Below are 14,616 nucleotides of genomic sequence, written 5' to 3'. Positions count from 1 at the left end.
AGCGCGATTTTCGAGAGCGGCTTTTTAACCTTGCTAAGGCCTTGGGCCCTACTGTAGCCGGTGCTGCAGTTGTAGCCTAGGCACTGAGCTTTGCTGCCAGCGCTTCTATCGCCCTCGCCCTTGGTTCACCTATCCAGCCCCTCTCCTGTGCAAGCTTCAGACCCGTAGCCACAGTCTCGGTGAGGCTCGGCATGAGGTCGTGGCCACGGACCAGCTGTGCCAGCTTCCTGTTGAAGTCCCGTTCCTTCAGCGCCTTGTGCGGGATCTGCAGGTCGGTGAGCGCCCTTAGGTAGCCTGATAGTGGCTTCAGCCTCTCCTCGAGTGAGTAGGCTGCTCCCAAGGGGGGCGAGCCCGAGAGGAAGAGGCTCGGCGGGCAGGCCAGAAATGGCCCTTCTGACCGTTCGGGCATGGCGAGGTAGATGGGCACGTACACCGGCGTGTTCTCCTTGACCCCAGCACTGTCCTGAACTATCCAGTCCAGATTGTGGAGATACTGCTCGTTCGACGCAACGACGTTGTCGAGCTTCTTCTCGATGGATTCCTGGAGCTCCCTGAGCTCGCTTATCTCTGCCGTCCGCTTCTCAACCTCGACCTCAAGCTCTATCTGCAGGTCGGAGATCACCCTCGACTTGGCCCTGATCAGCTCATCGTAGAGGTCCTTGATCGCGCTCAGCTCCCTCCCTTTCTCCTTCTCGATCTCCTCGACGAGAACCTGGACCTTAGAGGCTTCATCTTTCACCGTTCTGAGCCTGCTGGCGTGGTCGCCCAGGAGCAGCTTCACCATGTCCGACCCCGGTGTGAGCCTGCTCGCGACGCTCGCAGCTGCCACCCTCCTCAGGTAGCCCTCCTCGCGGAGGATCGCTGAGTGGGCCTTCTTCAGGTTCATCAGGTCTGAGACGAGCATCTCCCTTATCTCCGTGAAGCGGGAGGCAACCATCTCTATCTCCTCGTCCCTTTTCTTCACGAGCGCCTCGACAGTCCTGTCCGCTAGGTCTCTCGTGGCTTCAATCTCCTTGGAGTACTCGGCCTGCAGCGTCCCGACCTCTGTGCCGAGGCTCTTCAGCTGGCTCTCAGTCTCCACCTTCAGAACGCTCTTGGCCAGCCTCAGCTCCTCCAGTCCCTCTGCGAATGACCGGAAGACCGTCTGGATGGCTGTGACTGTCCCCTTCACCGCCAGGAAGGTGGCTCCCCCCACCACAGGGAGGTTGGCGCTCTCCCCACCGTTGCTATCGCTCCTGGTCGCGCGGAGCATGATCGCTGCCGCTTCCGAACCGCTGAGGAGGCCTGGGACGTCAACGGACCTCGTGCCCCCCGACATCGGGAAGGCGTTCTGGTACGCCTCGAGCATGTTCCTGAACATTGACACCTTGCGGTGGGTCTCCTGGAGCCTCTCGACGAACCCGTCGATCCTCGTTGGCTCCCTGTACTCCACCCTGGAGACACGGTCCGCGAGCGGGTCCAGCACAGCAACCTTCCCGCCAAGGTTGACAGCCCAAAGCGGATAGTACACCTTCGCTATTGCTCCTATCCCCTCGGTGTAGGTGCGATTGGGAGGCGGAGGGGGGAGTTTCTTGACTATGGATAGCCAGGCGACTAGGACCTCAAGCTCGTACGGCAGGGGCTTTGAGGTCTCAGAATCAACGGCGAAGAGTATCGAAAGGGCGTCTGGGCTGCCGTTCTGTGGCCCGTTCGCCAACCCTCTCTCCTATCTCAGGACGAGAAGGACTGCAGCGAGCGTCACGACTGAGAGCCCCACCACGAAGATGGCCAGCTTCCTAGTCGTGTAGGGGTCCAAGGAGAGGGTGTAGTTGTACCGCCTCCTCATCGAGAGGGCCCACGCTTCGCTAGATACCAGCCCGGCGAAGAACACGGCGGCGCCGAACGCAGAGACAACGAACATGACCGTGGACGGGAGCGGGACGCTCAACGGCAGCAGGACAGAAGCCGCGCCTGCGGCGAAGAACCCCACCATCGCGAGGAACCCGACTGCCTTGTAGACGAACGAGACATCGGGCTCACTGAGCGTCTGCTGGAACCTCCTTTTTGTGAGGAGAAAGAGGCGGCGCAAGGTGAATAACCAAAAAGGGCAGGAGGCTACTTGCCGCCCCCCACCTTCAACGGACCTAGACTCCACCTGGGCGCGCTGTTCAGGAACGTGCTCTCCACGCCCGTCAAGACTACCATCACGCGGGCCCTTCCGTTCATGGTCGGGTCCACCTTGGCGCCCCACACGATCCTCGTGTTGGGCGGGAGCGAACGAGTGACAAGTTCCCCTGCCCTCGTCACCTCCTCCAGCGTGACGTCGTCTCCTCCGGATACGTGGACCAACACCCCCTGTGACTTCGAGATGTCCTTGATGTCGAGCAGCTGAGCGTCCAGGGCGTGGCGGACTGCCGTTTCCACACGGTTGGAGCCTTCCTCCTCGCCTACGCCTATCGCGGCGAGGCCTTTGCGCTCCATTATGGCCCTGATGTCAGCGTAGTCGATGTTGATCAGGCTAGCGGTGGTTATCGTCTCGGTGATCCCCTTCACGAACTGGCCTATCAGCTCGTTGGCGACGCCGAGGGCCTGCTGTAGGGGCAGGTTCCCCGCTACCTGACTTAGCTTTGTGTTGTCTATGGTTACGACCGAGTCGCAGAGACCCTGGAGGTTCAGGAGGGCCTTCCTCGCTATCTCGTACCTGTACTTCTCTACAGAGAACGGGAGCGTGACAACGCCGATCACTAGGTTCCCCTGGGCCCTCAACTCCTTCGCTATGATCTGGACGCCTCCTGTTCCGGTTCCGCCTCCTAGGCCAGCGCAAAGGAATGTGATGTTTGCCCCTTGGACCTCCCTCTTGATTTCCTGGATGCTCTCCTGGGCAGCCTGCATTCCCCTCTCCGGATAGCCGCCGCATCCTCTGCCGCCCGTCAGCTTCTCGCCGATGAGGACCCTGCGGTCCGCCTTCGTTATGCTGAGGTGGGGTGCGTCGGTGTTACAGGCGATGAGCTTGCCTCCCGCAATGCCCCGCGCCTTGATCCAGGAGACGATGTTGGAGCCTGCTCCGCCCACTCCGAGTACTGCAACGCTTGGTCGCGCCAGTTGTGTCATTGACTGAATCTTCATCTGTTCGATGAAGGCTTCAGGTTGGTCTGGTAATTGCATTTCCATTTTCTCACGTCTGTATTGTTTCGGAAATTATATCTGCATTGTGAAACAGCAAACCATCGCAAGACTCTGGACTCGCCAACTGGAGCTCTTTGATGGCGGAAAAATATGGAGCAGGTCTACATGGCCCGAAACCATTCGTTTGCTCTACGCTATTTGACAAGAAGCCACAAATCAAGGCCGCACTATTCTATGCTTTATGTCAACTAAGACCCAAACGACGACAAGAAATCTGCGGCGCGAAAGAAAAAGAGGCTTCCCATGGGGCGCAAGTCCATTTCACTTTAACAGAGGTCGACACCCGATGTCGATGATGCTCGCGAGATCTTCCGCGGATTTTTTCGGCGACGTCTCTTCGGTAGAACGGCCGAACCCTGTCATGACGCTTGGGGACTCCGGGTCGATGTTGTACGCGGGTCAGTGTGGTTCGTTTGTCGAATTTCTCCGCTGGTAGCAAAATGTCAAACAACGGAATCTGGAAGGGGCTCGGCGTTGACGACTTGGACAGGCAACCGATAATCGACAGGACGGCCGGGTTGGGTCCTGTCAGGGAGGCGAAGACATCGAAGCGATCGCGACTGGAGCGGTACATCGACATCCTGAAAGTCGTCAACGAGTTCGGACCAATCAGGAGGACGCACATACTCTACAAGGCGAACCTTTCCTGGGGCGACTTGGAAGATTCACTCGGAAGGCTCGAGCAGACCGGGGCATTGCAGAAGACTGTCTCGAAGAGCGGAGTCCACTACGACATAACAGACGCTGGGAAGAAATTCCTCGCGAACTTCGTTACCGTCAGGGAGCTGCTTGACTTGGGTCAAACAATCGCGAGCTCCGACCACCACGGAGTCTGGGGCTGAGCAAAGCCGGCAACTTTCCTGAGCGCAACTTCTAGAGTAGCTTGGCCGGAGGACTGATTCCATCCCGTACTTCGGGATGAACGCCGCTCCGATGCCTTACTGCCTTTCGTTTACTGGATTTACCGCCGATTCCCCGTAACCACTCACTTGACGCAGGGATTCTTACCGCCGATGCTGGTAATCTTAAGTACTGCCATTACTACCAAGGGTGGAGACGCACTTTGGAGATCGGAAAGGCGTACTCCGTCCCCGACGAGAGGTTGTCGCCCAAAGTTGTCGACTGGGCGAGGAAGGTCTTCGAGAAGTTCGGGACCAACGAGGTGGACTCCCTGGTCGTGGCCCAGCTGCTGGGTCATTCAACCGTCGGCGGGGCGTTCAATGCGAAAGTTGCTCTGATGACGGGCTACGGGGTCGTGGACAGGAAAGCGGGAGAGATTCGAGTGACCGAGACGGGTCGGATGATTGTCTCCCCGAAAAGCTCGAAAGAAAAGATGGAGGGGGTCAGGGCTTCGCTCTTCAAGATAGGACTCTGGGAGAGAATCTATCGAGACTACACTTCCAAAGGTGCCAAACTTCCAGCAGACTTCGCTGCAGAGCTTGCCAAGATCGCAGGGATTGCTCCGGCGGAAGCAAAGAGCAAAGCGGACTGGGTCGCGAAGGCTTACGAGGTTGACATCTCCTACCTGAAGTCTGTCGAAAGAGAAACCGAGACCGAAGGACCTGTCGGGTTCCCGAAGAGCGCGGCTGTGCATGTAGAACTTCCGACAGTTTCAGCAACTGCACTCGATCAGACGGGGCCGGGCCTCAGCGTGGGGTCGGGGCAGATAGTCTTCTACTCGCAGGACGACAGAATCCACCTGTCAGTTCCCAGGAGCGCCAAGCACATAGGCATGCTCAGGACTTTCATCGAAAGCGCTCTGAAGGTCATCGAAGAGGAGCTCGCATCGGGTTCTAAAGCCGAGGCGGGCCGCGGAAGGGCGAAGAAGCAGGGGGAAAAGTAGTCCGAAATGACCATCCGCGGCCCGCTGAGTGGTCAAGTTTGTTACACTTCGTGATTTTGGCGCTGGACGGGCGGTCGAAATGGTCTGTGCGTTCCCGCGGACAGTAATTGGGCAATGGATGAGCACGCCGAGACGTTCACGCTCGACGGCTATTGGGGCGACATCAGAGAGATTTGCATCCGTCGCAAGAAGGGCTTCGGTTACAAACTTACCAAGAGGGAAAGTTTCTCGGTTTGAGGAGGGCAACCTTAGGAGGAACTCGTGAGGCAGACGGAGCGCAAGCTCAACACCTAGAATTTCGACGTGTAGAAGAGGGCGAGCAGGGCAGAGAGGCTGCGCTGCGCAGCTTGTACGGCGACTTGACGAGCAAGAGTGCGCGGAATTTTGAAGAATGAATCTGGGTTTTGCCCGACCTACTCCTCTCCTTCATAAGGTCCTTTGCAACCTCGGCCAAGTTCATCGTGATCCATCGAAGCTGAGCAGATACCTGTGAGATGCTCTTGCTCGCGTCTATGATGTACGAACCCTTGGGGACCGTCTTCTCGAATCCGACCACGTAGCAGAGGTCGCTCATCGCAATCAGAATCTGTCTCGCGTACTCCTCATATTGGCTTCCAAAGTCGGTTATCATCACCGCCCTTCTCAGGCCGAGCTTCTCGTGGTCCATCATCGCCTGAACCGCGAATCCCTTCTCCAGTATCTTGGTCTTGTACCTGTACCTTACAGACTCCTTGTACTGCCCCAGCCTCTTCGCTATCTCAGGGATGTCGGGGCCCACCTCCGAAATGAGCCGAACCAGCTGAGCGGTCTTCGTGTTCGTGTCTCTTCTAGCACCCTCTGGTCGTAACAAAGAAGACTATATCTTGGTTAGCAGGGTCAGGGGCATTCGTCCTTAAATCTGTGGGATTTCCAAATCCACGAGCTATTTTGTCCCGGAGGCCGTCATGAATGAAATACCGCCTCCGACGGAAGGTGGGCGGGGCAGGATGTGTAATCGCTGTCAAAACTTCAAGCGCGATCCGCGCAGGCTCGGCGAGATAGTGCTGAAGAGTCGATTGGTGGACTGTCCTTGTAAGAAGGGCTGCTCGCGATTGACGGAGGGCGTCTGCGTCGACTGCGGACACCACGTTGGAGGGTCTGGACTTTGACAGGGCAGGGGTTTCGCCGGATACGCTACGGTCCCACACTTTGCCTTCGCGTCATCGAGCCCCCCAAGCGGCAGCTTCCGCTGAGAGCCTAGCTCCGCAATTAGCGTCCGAACACTAGGCGCTCTATGACCGACATAATCTGGCTCTTCGTCTACACCCTCTTTCCCATGGTTGGCCGCCATTTACGTCGCAGCCTCCAGGCACGGCAATCATCACACATTCCCCATCCGATAGTGTGTAAATTCCAAATGTTGAGTTACCTTACGAAGGAATTGAATTACCTCATTTGTCCCATGCAACCCTCTCAGTGTGAGCGTATTTTGGTAAAGCTGCGACCGGCAAGAGAACCACCACACCTGCCAGATAACAAACAAAACGGCTACAATTGCGTGGTACTGAAACGGGTACGGAAACTGAAGGAACGACGGGAATCCGATACCCCCTGCAACGATGAGTGACGCATGGGCCGTCGGCTCACTGGTGAAGAGATTCTGCTGGGTTTCTGTTCGCAAAGCAAATAAGGCCGACGGCCGCGAACTGGGCCGTGGTAACGTTTCTCCCGCCGAACCTCTCGACCACCTTCCTGGTGGTCACTATAGCGCCGCTGATTATCGGCTTCCTCGTCGGAATCATAGCGAAGGGGATGCTGAAGGTGGGGTTGGCGGTCGCCGTGCTCATCGGGGTCCTCATCGTCCTCGGGACAGTCGCGCCGAACCAAATCATAGGCCCAGTCGCGTCGCTGATAGCCTCAGGCCAGGCGTACGTGGAGAAGGTGAAGCAGATATCCGGATACCTGCCGTACGCCTCGATCACATTCATCCTCGGCCTTCTGGTGGGTTTCTTCAAGGGCTAGCCAGGCAATTCAAGAGGATAGCAGCGCCGGACGTCTCGCCCCGCGCTAGCGAGGATTCGAGTGGCCAGAGTCACGAACAGAGCAGAGATGCTCCCGAAGGTCTAGTTCGGCCTCGCTGCAGACCTGAAGGAGGCCGGCAGGTCAGCCGATACGCTCAAGCTCAGGTTCACCATCGCCCTATGACGAGGAGTCTGCTTGCCTAAGCTCTGTCCTCAGCCTATCAGCCATTCCTTGGGAGGCCCCTGGCCGCCTGCGCAGTCAACAACGCCGCTCACCCTTCTGAGGAAAGACGGGCAGGCGAAGCAGACAAGAAAGGCCACCTCCTTCTTCACGACGGGGCAGTCAACGCTCTCCTTCTTCATCCTGGATATCGCCTTCGGGCTTGCCCCTCCCTTCAACTCCTCGCTGACCACCTTCGGCACCTTCTTGGGCTTCGCTGCAGGGTAGACCTTCACCTTGAATTTCGTCGCTTGAGACACGGACTCCCAGCCGCAACTGGCGGATAAAAGCGGTTCTGTTAAGTCGTCTTGAATGGCGCTTAAATACGAACTAGAGCTATGACTTCGGCTTCGACTGGCTGGCCAAAAGGATCCGTTAGGCCTAGAGTCGAGAAACGATCGCGCCTGCCAGATTGATGCGGGATTGTAGGTGCCGCTCGCCAGCACCCGACAGGTTGGCATCGCGTAGCCGAACCAGGATGGAAGCGTTATAGTTCGTAGAACGTGACGCGGACTTCGCCGCACTTCGCCATCTCGCTGTCGGTGGTGAGCACCGTGCCTCCGACGCGTTTCGCCAAGGCTAAGACGAAGCTGTCGGCGAGGGAGAGCCTGCCGTTCCTACACTTCTCCGCCCCCGCTGCGAGCGCCAGTTCGGCATCCGGCACCACGACCTGCAGCCTGCGCTCCGCTCTCCTGCACATCACTCCCGCAGCATCGCGCCCCGCCTTCTGGCAGGTCTTGTAGAAGAACTCGGCCAAGTTGACTGAAGAGATGAAACCGGCGGCCCTACCGCTGGCTATTTGGTAGAAAGGAGTAGCGAGCCGCGAGTCTCCAACGAAGAAGAGAGTTAGAGCGCCCGTGTCAATTACAAACGCCTTCATTCTCGTGCTTCTCGCCTGTGCTCTGCTTCGAGCTCTCGGACCCCTTCCAGCAGCTCCTTCTTGTGGCTCTGCATGTTTCCGAAGAGTTCTCCCAGTGGGGGGATGGGGACGAGGACGATCTCACCCTCGCGTTCGAGGAAGGCAACCTCGTGTCCCGCCTTAATCCCGTACTTCTTTCGTATCTTGGCGGGAATGTTGATCATGCTCTTGCTGGTCACGGTAGCGGTTTCGGTCATTACCATGGAAAAGGACGGTTACCATATATTTAAGCAGATATGTGGTCAGACCTCCGAACCGCTTGCGATGGCCTTCAGCTGCGTCGCAGCGCGCTGACCTAGGGTGGATATGGCTTCATTTGGAGCCTGCTATCTTTTGGGGCCCCGTCCCATCCTCATCCGTACGAAATAGGTCAGCGAAGCGGCGACGCCGAAAGAGACGAAGTAGCTGAAATCGCCTCCCCCGAAAATGCCTGCGAGGGAGCCCACAGGGAAGACGAAGGGCGCGGGCGGGACCATGAAGGGAACCGAGACGGCTATCGCCAGGATGTAGACGCCGAGCGCCCGGTAGTCGACCCTTCGGGGGTTGGTGCTTGATTCCACTCCCGTCCGCTTCAGCACGTAGAAGTCAACCAGCACGACCCCGAGCCATGGTGTTATCCAGTAGGCGAGCGCCAGAAGGAAGTTTTCGAAGAAGAGCTCGAAGCTGGTGTTGACAAGGAGGGCAACCGCGAATCCGACAACGCCTCCGGCCAAGACCATCTTCCATCTCTGCGCCTTCACGTCGAGAACGAGAGCCGATAGGGCGTTGGTGTACAAATTCAGGGCGTTGGCTGCGACAGCGCCGAGGATGACGGCGAGGATGGCCACCGGGCCGTATGATCCTGCGAACGAGCTGAGAGCGCCGAAGTAGTTGAGGGAGGAAGTCAGGCTGCCGACTATGGCGCCTATCACCTCGACCGCGAAAGAGGCGGCGGCTCCCCCGGCCATTGCCAGAACCGCGACCCTGCGCTTGGAAGTCGACGCGCTGAGGTACCTCGAGTAATCCGACGCGTAGGGGGCCCAAGACATCAGGTATGAGAACGAGACTACGAGCAACGTACCCACCATGCCGAGCGAGATTACGGGGCCTGTGGGCGGGAGATAGGCGACAACCTCGCCGAGGCGGGGCACGGCGAGGACGAAGATCATGAGGAAGAGGCCGCCCAGCACCAGAGACATCACCTTCTCAAAGAGGTGGATGAAGTCGTGCCCGTAAATGGCTACAACGAGCTGAGCAAACACGAGGATGGCGGCCGCGAGTGCAAAACTGGACAAGGGGAAGATGACCCGAATCGCCTCTGCGCCGAGTATCGTGTTGACAGTGAACCAGCCGACAGTGCTGACCCAGGTCAGTGATCCCGGAATGTAATTGCCTATCCTCCCGAACGACGCCCTCGAGGATAGCATCTGCGGGAAGCCCAGGCTCGGCCCCATGGCGGCAGCAGCCCCCAGGAGAAGACCGCCCAGAACGTTCCCGACCAAGAGGACCGGAACCGCCTGGGCAACGGTGAAGCCGAAGAGGACCGTGGAGAGGACGCCTATCGCGTAGTCCGCAATCGTGAGGTTGGCCGCGAACCAGAGCGTGAACATCCTGTTGGCCGAGCCGTGCCGGGCGGCGTCTGGGACGTGCTCTATGCCGAGCCTCTCGACCGTGACTGGCGAGTCAGACAAGGCTTGTGTGGCGGCCAGAGGTCCTGTTCTAAGGCTTTGCTTGTGTCGCCGGCGGCTGGCGGTGGGTAAGCGCCTGGAGCCTCTTCTGAAGTTCCGGCTTTCCGGCCAGGGACGAGTAGAGCGCAAGCAGTTTCAGCTGCCGCCCCACTTCCGCCTCGGTCTCCTTCGACAGCCTTGCCAGCTCTTCCTTCCCCTTGGCCGAGATGATGTACCTACGGACGTTGCCCTCTCGCTTCGGCAGCTCGCTGATCAGACCCTTCTTCAGCAGCTCCGCGAGGATTAGGTAGACGGAGCCCGGGCCCGGCCTCCACTCGCCGTCTGTAACTCTTTCGACCTGCCCGGCAAGGTCCGTCCCGGAAAGGGAGGATTCCGAAAGCATTCTGAGAGCGGCCAGCCTCAAAACTCCTTTCGGCGCGCTTATCACGGCGTTGGGTTCGCTGGGTACCGTCTAAATACTATCTCAGCCGGCCGATTCCCCTGATTCGATTGAAGCCAGCGATGATTATTCACGGGGGCGCTGGGAGCGGCAAGTTCGGGAGGAGAGACGCGAGGTTCAGGGAACTTCGGAACGCATTGGAGGAGGGCATGGCTGCCCTGAAGAAGGGCTCGTCACTCGACGGAGTTGAGGCCTCGGTGAGGTACATGGAAAGCTGCGGGGCCTTCAACGCAGGCAGGGGCGCGTGCCTCACCGCCGAAGGAACGCTGCAGCTCGACGCTGCGGTGATGCAGGGCGATGGACGCAAGGGCGCGGGTGTCGGCGCCGTAAAGTGCACCTACAATCCCGTGTCGCTCGCCAGGTGGGTGATGGAGAACACAGGCCACGTTCTAGTCGTGGGCGAGGAGTGCAAAGTGCTGGCAAATGCCGCAGGCCTGAAGGTGGAGAGGCTGGTCCCCTCCCCGGGGTCTTCGCAGAAGTACAGGAAGCTTGTCGCGGCAAGAACAGGAAGGAACGCCGGGAACTACGAGTTCTGGAAGAAGATGCAGGACGGAAACACTGTGGGCGCGGTGGCAATCGATTCCGCAGGAATGGCGTCGGCAGCTGTGAGCACAGGTGGCATGTGGCTCAAGCTTCCTGGAAGGGTCGGAGATTCGGCTGTCCTTGGCGCCGGCATCTACGCTGATTCAGCAGGAGCGTCCTGTGCCACCGGGACCGGAGAGGAGATAATCAAGAACGCGCTTGCCTGGAACACGGGCGAGTTCCTGAAGTCGACTGACGCTGCAGGGGCCGCGAGGAAGGCGATAGCATTGATGTCGAGGCGGAGCGGGAAGGGCTCCGCTGGGATAATAACCGTGGACGCGAAGGGCAGGGTTGGTTTTGCGTACAACACGGAAGCAATGGGGCGCGCCTGGTGCGACCAAGACGGACGCTCCTTCGTCCGAGTCTGAACTTCTGCCATGATCGAGTTCAGGGACGTCTGGAAGAGCTTCGAGACGACGGACACAGTGGAGGCGCCGCTGACATGCATGCCGGAGCAGAGCGAGGCCGCTGCGCTGGCCCCTGACGCTGTCTGACCTTCGCTTAAATTCCGGGATTATGCGACCCACGTGTTGAAGGCTTTCTGCATCTCGCACGTCAAGGACGTGGACGGGTTGAGCTCTGCTGCGTTGGTTGTCGCTGCCATGGGAGGCGAGGTCCTCTTGTCCGACTACGACTCGATTTTGAACGACCTCGACAAGGTTCCGGCCGATGCCGACCGAGTGGTAATCACCGACCTCGGAACAGACAGCACCTCTTCGGACGAATTCGCCGAGAAGCTGGGCAGGATCGCGTCGCACGCCGAGGTCACGTACATCGACCACCACTTCGCGACGGAGGCGACCAAGAGGAAGATCAGGCGCAAGGGCGTGAAGCTCGTCCACGACGTCTCAGAATGCGCGAGCATGCTCACCTACCTGACGTTCAAGAAGTCACTCCCTGAGCGGGCCAGGCTGATAGCACTCTGCGGCGCAGTGACGGACTACATGGACGGTTCTCCCGCCGCGAAGAGGTTCATGGAGCACGCTGACAGGCACTTCGTTCTCCTAGAGGCGACTTTGCTCGCCTACGCGGTGGCGAGAAAGGGCGACGAGCCAGGCTTTCCTGAGATGATCGTGTCGGAACTCTCCAAGATGAAGCACCCCCACGAGATACCGGGCGTGCCTGAACTTGCTGTCGAGGAGCTCGGTATCGTTGCGTCTCTGGGCGAGGAGGTCAAGCGGCTCGGCAAGAAGAAGGGAAGGCTCGCCTACATGGTCACGTCGCAGCATTCCACAGGGGGCATCTCCAAGCTGCTAATCGGGGCGTTCGATGTACCGGTTGGAGTGGCGATGAGGGAGAAGCAGCACGGTTGGTACGAGGTGAGCCTCAGGGGCACTTCTGAGTGCAAGGTCCACCTCGGGAAGACGATAAGCGTGATTGCATCGAGGCTGGGCGGGAACGGAGGAGGCCACGCCAAGGCGGCCGGATGCAGGGTGCCTGTAGAGAAGGCGCAAGAGATGCTGAGGCTGCTCGGGAAGCGGGTCTAGAACTTACCTCACGCACTTCGCCACTATCGCACTCCCCATCTGCATTTCGTGGATAGCCACGCCAGTGAAGTGGCGGGAGAGGAGAGACACGAGCTCTGAGTTGTGCAGAGCGAGAACGTATGTGTCGAAGAGGGAACCGTAACGGAGACCAGACCTGCCTATCGTCACCAGTCCCACTATGTTCGGGACCACCCTCATGTAGTAGCCAACAGCGATGGTTCCTATCGCCGAATCGGGCTTTCCAAGGTCGCAGAAGGCCAACCTTCCCCCTCGCTTGAGGACCCTCGCCACCTGTGCCATGGCCGTCTTCAAGTCGTGGGCGTCCCTGAGTGCGAAACCGCTCACCGCGCCATCGAAGACCCCCTCCCTGAACGGGAGGAACTCGAAGACTGCCTGGACCTTGTTCCTGAAGGACGACGCCTTCAGCATCGACCTGGAGACATCGAGCAGCACAGGCTCGCCGCGGTTGCGAGCCACGAGCCTCGACATCGTACCCGGCCCCGCCCCAAGGTCGAGAACACTGGACCCGTCGGCCACAGCGAACGAGATTGCCTCTGCCCGCATCCTCCTGTCGGCAAAGAGCGATATCCTGCTGGACGCGAGCTCGTAGGACGGGATTATCTCCTGCAGAGAGTTGACCACGTACGACCATTTGGACTGCAGGCCCGGCCGCCTGTTCTTCATTGTATTTTGTCGAACCTTTTCATCACGTTTGCAATCCTGTTTGCAACGTCCGACGCTGTGATGTGGAGCCCGAGTTCCTCCGCTGCCTGGACCCCTGCGGATCCATTGAGGAAGACCCCAGCGCAAGCAGCCTCGAAAGGCGGGACGCCCTTCGCGATGAGGCCAGCCGTGACCCCGGTAAGGACGTCGCCAGTGCCGCCGACGGTCATCGCGGGTGAGTGCGTGGCGTTCGTACCAACTCGTTCGCCGTCGCTCACAATGTCTATCGGACCCTTCAACAGCACGACCACTCCGGCCTCGGCGGCCTTCTCTGACACGAGCTTCACCCTTCCCTCCAGGTCGGCTGGAAGCGTCGTGGAAAAGAGCCTCTCGAACTCGCCAGCGTGAGGGGTCACGACCGTCTTCGACCCCTTGATGGAAGCGAGGGTTGCGGACCTCAGCGCGTCGGCGTCGACGACGAGACCCTTCCCTTCCCCCTTGAGCCTGTTCACAGCGCTCGCCAGCTCGTCCGGGTTCTGTGGTCCGAGTCCCGGACCCACAGCGTACACGTCCACCTTCTCAACCCAGGCGAGGAGCTTGGTTACGTTTCCGCGTGTCAGCTTCGCGTCGGGGAGAGGGACGACTATGAAATCAGGAGAGAGTGCACGCACGGCCGTTGCTATTGTCGCTGGAACTGCAATGTAGACGAGGTCTACGCCGGCCCGCATGGCACCCGTTGCGCACAGGAACGGGGCCCCGTGGTACAGCCTGCTCCCGCCTACCACGCACACGGTGCCGTTCATCCTCTTGTGCGAATCCTTCTTCCTTGGAGGGATGACCTCGGCCACAAATGAGCCGCCTATCGAGAATCGCTGCACAGTCAAGCACTCCTAGAATGCGTAGTGCCTCACCTTGTGCTCGAGCGTAACCAAGGATTCGATCGGGCACGTCAGGCCCAGCCTGCTCTTCAGCTTGGGCATCGACTGGTCGACGGAGGCTATGGAGAAGACCCCGACCACCTTGGCTTTCGCCTTCTCTGCGAGGTTGGTGAGAGCCTCGATCGTGACCCCAGACCTGACCATATCGTCTACTATCAGGACGTGCTCCCCCTTCTTGAAGGCGGGACGCGGGAGGTAGAGGTATTTCACACTGGACGGCGAATAGACGACCTTCTGCTCGAGGAACTCCTCGACTCCGAGGTCCCTCTCCACCCTGGCAACGGCCACGTTGACGTTGAACTCCCCAGCCACCTCGACGGCGAGAGGGATACCGTCGACCTCCATGGTTAGAACCTTGTCGACATGGACCAAGCTGAACTCGCTGTAGACGACCTTCGCTATCTGCCTCAGGAGGCCGACGTTTGAGACTACGGCGCTGATGTCGTAGGACCCGTCGGGGTTGACCTTGACCGCGTCCAAGACTATCTTTCTGAGCAGCTTCTCCCTGAAGGTGGCGATGAATTTCTCAGACCTCGTCGCGCTCGGCAGCACATGGCCCCTCACGTACCTGCTGAGTATCGGTGCGGACAGGCCCAAAATCGCAGAGAGCTCGCGGTAGCTGTAGCTCTTCTTCAGAGTGGCCAGGAGCTCAACGGAAGAAATCCTCGTCTTGACGTCGGCGACTCGGCTCAT

17 protein-coding genes are annotated in these 14,616 nt (G+C 59.2%); 5 read left to right on the top strand and 12 right to left on the bottom strand.

All coding sequences use genetic code 11. From position 1 onward, the window contains the following. Window positions 1-76 precede the first annotated feature (76 nt). The 3 genes from LYZ69_03360 to ftsZ are packed head-to-tail and all read right to left on the bottom strand — an operon-like array spanning window position 77 to window position 3,144. Window positions 77-1,696, bottom strand: a complete 1,620-nt coding sequence (locus LYZ69_03360) for a hypothetical protein (protein MDV3277489.1) — start codon at window positions 1,694-1,696, stop codon at window positions 77-79. 9 nt (window positions 1,697-1,705) lie between these two features. Continuing rightward, window positions 1,706-2,068 carry a hypothetical protein gene (locus LYZ69_03355; GenBank protein MDV3277488.1) on the bottom strand — a complete coding sequence of 121 codons (363 nt, stop codon included), beginning with the start codon at window positions 2,066-2,068 and terminating at the stop codon, window positions 1,706-1,708. Window positions 2,069-2,094: 26 nt separating this feature from the next. Further along, window positions 2,095-3,144: a cell division protein FtsZ gene (ftsZ, locus tag LYZ69_03350; protein ID MDV3277487.1), complete on the bottom strand. Its 1,050-nt coding sequence runs from the start codon at window positions 3,142-3,144 to the stop codon at window positions 2,095-2,097. Between the two features lie 461 nt (window positions 3,145-3,605). Here ftsZ and LYZ69_03345 point away from each other — a divergent pair, with 461 nt between their 5' ends. Both LYZ69_03345 and LYZ69_03340 read left to right on the top strand, forming a co-directional pair. Further along, window positions 3,606-4,007: a winged helix-turn-helix domain-containing protein gene (locus LYZ69_03345; GenBank protein ID MDV3277486.1), complete on the top strand. Its 402-nt coding sequence runs from the start codon at window positions 3,606-3,608 to the stop codon at window positions 4,005-4,007. 221 nt (window positions 4,008-4,228) lie between these two features. Continuing rightward, window positions 4,229-5,008: a hypothetical protein gene (locus LYZ69_03340; GenBank protein MDV3277485.1), complete on the top strand. Its 780-nt coding sequence runs from the start codon at window positions 4,229-4,231 to the stop codon at window positions 5,006-5,008. Between the two features lie 283 nt (window positions 5,009-5,291). Here the strand turns inward: LYZ69_03340 and LYZ69_03335 are convergent, their stop codons facing one another. Then, on the bottom strand, window positions 5,292-5,786 hold the full coding sequence (locus tag LYZ69_03335) for a hypothetical protein (GenBank protein MDV3277484.1): 495 nt from the start codon (window positions 5,784-5,786) through the stop codon (window positions 5,292-5,294). Window positions 5,787-6,700: 914 nt separating this feature from the next. Between LYZ69_03335 and LYZ69_03330 the strand changes: the two genes are divergently transcribed. After that, entirely contained in the window at window positions 6,701-7,009 is a 309-nt protein-coding gene (locus tag LYZ69_03330; protein ID MDV3277483.1) for a hypothetical protein, read from the top strand. Window positions 7,010-7,221: 212 nt separating this feature from the next. Here the strand turns inward: LYZ69_03330 and LYZ69_03325 are convergent, their stop codons facing one another. The 5 genes from LYZ69_03325 to LYZ69_03305 form a co-directional block, all read right to left on the bottom strand. Beyond that, window positions 7,222-7,488 carry a hypothetical protein gene (locus LYZ69_03325; GenBank protein MDV3277482.1) on the bottom strand — a complete coding sequence of 89 codons (267 nt, stop codon included), beginning with the start codon at window positions 7,486-7,488 and terminating at the stop codon, window positions 7,222-7,224. Between the two features lie 227 nt (window positions 7,489-7,715). Beyond that, window positions 7,716-8,108 carry a PIN domain-containing protein gene (locus tag LYZ69_03320; GenBank protein MDV3277481.1) on the bottom strand — a complete coding sequence of 131 codons (393 nt, stop codon included), beginning with the start codon at window positions 8,106-8,108 and terminating at the stop codon, window positions 7,716-7,718. Then, window positions 8,105-8,344 carry an AbrB/MazE/SpoVT family DNA-binding domain-containing protein gene (locus tag LYZ69_03315; protein MDV3277480.1) on the bottom strand — a complete coding sequence of 80 codons (240 nt, stop codon included), beginning with the start codon at window positions 8,342-8,344 and terminating at the stop codon, window positions 8,105-8,107. Before LYZ69_03315 ends, LYZ69_03320 begins: the two co-directional genes overlap by 4 nt. A 129-nt stretch (window positions 8,345-8,473) precedes the next feature. Further along, window positions 8,474-9,817, bottom strand: coding sequence for a cytosine permease (locus LYZ69_03310; protein ID MDV3277479.1), 1,344 nt, complete (start codon window positions 9,815-9,817; stop codon window positions 8,474-8,476). 28 nt (window positions 9,818-9,845) lie between these two features. Continuing rightward, entirely contained in the window at window positions 9,846-10,217 is a 372-nt protein-coding gene (locus tag LYZ69_03305) for a PadR family transcriptional regulator (protein MDV3277478.1), read from the bottom strand. Window positions 10,218-10,303: 86 nt separating this feature from the next. Here LYZ69_03305 and LYZ69_03300 point away from each other — a divergent pair, with 86 nt between their 5' ends. Together LYZ69_03300 and LYZ69_03295 are read left to right on the top strand one after the other, a co-directional pair. After that, window positions 10,304-11,203, top strand: coding sequence for an isoaspartyl peptidase/L-asparaginase (locus tag LYZ69_03300; protein ID MDV3277477.1), 900 nt, complete (start codon window positions 10,304-10,306; stop codon window positions 11,201-11,203). 162 nt (window positions 11,204-11,365) lie between these two features. Then, a complete protein-coding gene (locus tag LYZ69_03295) occupies window positions 11,366-12,322 on the top strand; it encodes a DHHA1 domain-containing protein (GenBank protein ID MDV3277476.1) in 957 nt (318 codons plus the stop codon). Between the two features lie 3 nt (window positions 12,323-12,325). On the opposite strand, the gene LYZ69_03290 is transcribed toward LYZ69_03295, so the two are convergent. Genes LYZ69_03290 through LYZ69_03280 form a run of 3 tightly spaced genes read right to left on the bottom strand, consistent with a single transcriptional unit; the run spans window position 12,326 to window position 14,616 of the window. Further along, complete coding sequence (locus LYZ69_03290) at window positions 12,326-13,006, bottom strand: methyltransferase domain-containing protein (GenBank protein ID MDV3277475.1); 681 nt, start codon at window positions 13,004-13,006, stop codon at window positions 12,326-12,328. Then, window positions 13,003-13,863, bottom strand: a complete 861-nt coding sequence (locus tag LYZ69_03285) for an NAD(P)H-hydrate dehydratase (protein ID MDV3277474.1) — start codon at window positions 13,861-13,863, stop codon at window positions 13,003-13,005. Before LYZ69_03285 ends, LYZ69_03290 begins: the two co-directional genes overlap by 4 nt. Window positions 13,864-13,875: 12 nt before the next feature. Further along, window positions 13,876-14,616 (bottom strand): hypothetical protein, encoded by a 741-nt coding sequence (locus LYZ69_03280; GenBank protein ID MDV3277473.1) that lies wholly within the window; start codon window positions 14,614-14,616, stop codon window positions 13,876-13,878.

Source organism: Nitrososphaerales archaeon, assembly GCA_032906765.1.
Classification (GTDB): Archaea; Thermoproteota; Nitrososphaeria; order Nitrososphaerales; family Gagatemarchaeaceae; genus DASPPF01.
Note: the sequence above shows the minus strand (reverse complement) of the source record. Positions and strands in the feature narration are given on the sequence as shown.

What these genes read in the sequence shown, in the direction of transcription:
- LYZ69_03290 (MDV3277475.1), bottom strand. Translation starts at nt 13,006, where the DNA reads ATGAAGAACAGGCGGCCGGGCCTGCAGTCCAAATGGTCGTACGTGGTC.
- LYZ69_03345 (MDV3277486.1), top strand. Translation starts at nt 3,606, where the DNA reads ATGTCAAACAACGGAATCTGGAAGGGGCTCGGCGTTGACGACTTGGAC.
- LYZ69_03280 (MDV3277473.1), bottom strand. Translation starts at nt 14,616, where the DNA reads ATGAGCCGAGTCGCCGACGTCAAGACGAGGATTTCTTCCGTTGAGCTC.
- LYZ69_03320 (MDV3277481.1), bottom strand. Translation starts at nt 8,108, where the DNA reads ATGAAGGCGTTTGTAATTGACACGGGCGCTCTAACTCTCTTCTTCGTT.
- LYZ69_03315 (MDV3277480.1), bottom strand. Translation starts at nt 8,344, where the DNA reads ATGACCGAAACCGCTACCGTGACCAGCAAGAGCATGATCAACATTCCC.
- ftsZ (MDV3277487.1), bottom strand. Translation starts at nt 3,144, where the DNA reads ATGCAATTACCAGACCAACCTGAAGCCTTCATCGAACAGATGAAGATT.